Genomic DNA, 1968 nt, shown 5'->3' on the forward strand with positions numbered 1-1968 from the left:
GGGGGTGGATGTCGGGGGGCGCGAGGGGGGGCGAGGTGACGGAGAGGAGTTGCCGAGGCGGGGGCGGGGTGGCGCGGTGGGGGCGGGGCCGGGGGTGCGCGGCGGGGCCGGATGGCGCGGCGGGTCGGATGGCGCGGCCGGTCGGATGGTGAGGGGAACGGGGCGATGCGGGACTCGGGCTGGGGTGCGCGCTGGAGGGCTGGGCGACGAGGTGGAGCGCGGGGCGGGGAACCGGGTAACGCCGCCGGGGAGGCGCAGTGATCGCGTCGACAGCGAGGGTCCGGGGCAGCGGGCGGCCGTCGGGGCGGCGGTTGCCAGTGGCTGGCAGCGGACGTCAATGGCCGTCAGTGGCTGTTGAGCGGAGGTCGGGGCGCCTGTCCGCCGTACACAACGACGGCGGCCCGTCTGCACTTTCGCAGACGGGCCGCCGATCCGGGTGGGCGATACTGGGTTCGAACCAGTGACCTCTTCGGTGTGAACGAAGCGCTCTCCCACTGAGCTAATCGCCCGGACGCAGAAAGAACATTACCCCATGTCAGGGGGTGGCCGTGACCACGGCCGAGCGGCCCCCGCACCCGTGCGGACGATCACCCGAAGGGCGGGCCGAAGATCACTGGTTCTTGATCTTCCAGGGCATCTCCAGGCCGAACTTCCACAGGTAGACGCCCACGAGGGTGCCGATGATCACGAGGCCGATCGAGGTCAGGATGATGTTGCGGCGCCGCACCTCCGGGTCGAGCGCACGCTGTGCCGCCTCGGTGACCTTGCGCTTGGTCCAGCGCAGCACCAACTGGGCCCAGACGAACTCGGTCGCCCAGATCGCCATGCCGCCGAAGATCACGACCCAGCCGGGACCGGGCAGCGGCAGCATGATGATGCCGGCGACCACCACGGCGAGGCCGATCACGAAGACACCGACCTGCCAGCTCAGGTGCAGCATGCGGCGCGCCTTGACGTATGCGGGCGCCTTGGAGCCGAGGCCCTGCCCGCGATCGTCCGCCGCCGACCCGTCCGGCTTCGACCCGTCAACCGTCACGACCGCCTCACCCGGCTCGTCACTCCCCGTATTCATACAGCCAGACCCTACCCGAGAGATTCCAGTCACCGGAATGGTGGTACTTCGCGAACGAGGCGTCGGCCGGAAGAGTTACGTAAAGGCACGCAAAACACGCAGAGGGGTTTACAACGGCACCGTAGGTGGCATGTCGATTTCGCCGACGTGCGAATCCCCGAGCGCACACTGAGCGAAAGGCCCTGGCGCTTATGAACACCACGGTCAGCTGCGAGCTGCACCTGCGCCTCGTTGTGTCGAGCGAGTCCTCCCTGCCTGTCCCCGCAGGCCTGCGGTACGACACGGCCGACCCCTACGCCGTGCACGCCACCTTCCACACCGGAGCCGAGGAAACCGTCGAGTGGGTGTTCGCCCGCGACCTCCTCGCCGAGGGCCTGCATCGGCCCACGGGAACCGGCGACGTCCGTGTCTGGCCGTCGCGCAGCCACGGTCAGGGCGTCGTCTGCATCGCCCTGAGCTCTCCTGAGGGCGAGGCCCTGCTCGAAGCCCCGGCGCGGGCCCTGGAGTCCTTCCTGAAGCGGACGGACGCGGCCGTGCCACCCGGCACGGAACACCGGCACTTCGATCTCGATCAAGAGCTCTCGCACATCCTGGCGGAAAGCTAGCGCGAGGCTCACACCGAGCTGCCCGGCGCCGTCCACTCGGGGAGACGGCTCGGGCTGGTACAACCGCATAGGGCATGCGCCGACGCCGCGCCACGGACTCCCGTGCCGCGGCGTCGGCGTGCGTACGCCCCTGAGGGGCCACGCCGCCCCTCAGGGGCCTGAGGGGCCCGAGGGCCCGCGTAACCCCTTCCGGCCCCTTCCGGCCCCTTCGGGCAGCGCGGGCAGCGCGGGCAGCGCGGGCAGCGCGGGCAGCGCGGGCAGCGCGGGCAGCGCGGGCAGCGCGGGCAGCGC

General features: G+C 71.1%; 2 protein-coding genes and 1 tRNA gene. 1 reads left to right on the plus strand and 2 read right to left on the minus strand.

Annotation, left to right across the window (positions count from 1 at the left end; translation table 11 throughout):
- Positions 1-437 precede the first annotated feature (437 nt).
- Both BMZ82_RS10980 and BMZ82_RS10985 read right to left on the minus strand, forming a co-directional pair.
- Positions 438-509 (minus strand) — tRNA-Val (locus BMZ82_RS10980).
- A gap of 101 nt (positions 510-610) precedes the next feature.
- The gene (locus BMZ82_RS10985) at positions 611-1072 is read right to left on the minus strand and encodes a TIGR02611 family protein (RefSeq protein ID WP_093774317.1); all 462 of its coding nucleotides are present in this window, start codon (positions 1070-1072) and stop codon (positions 611-613) included.
- 191 nt (positions 1073-1263) lie between these two features.
- Here BMZ82_RS10985 and BMZ82_RS10990 point away from each other — a divergent pair, with 191 nt between their 5' ends.
- Positions 1264-1677, plus strand: a complete 414-nt coding sequence (locus tag BMZ82_RS10990) for an SsgA family sporulation/cell division regulator (RefSeq protein ID WP_004002642.1) — start codon at positions 1264-1266, stop codon at positions 1675-1677.
- Positions 1678-1968 lie beyond the last annotated feature (291 nt).

It is taken from the genome of Streptomyces sp. yr375 (assembly GCF_900110755.1).
Taxonomy (GTDB): Bacteria; Actinomycetota; Actinomycetes; order Streptomycetales; family Streptomycetaceae; genus Streptomyces.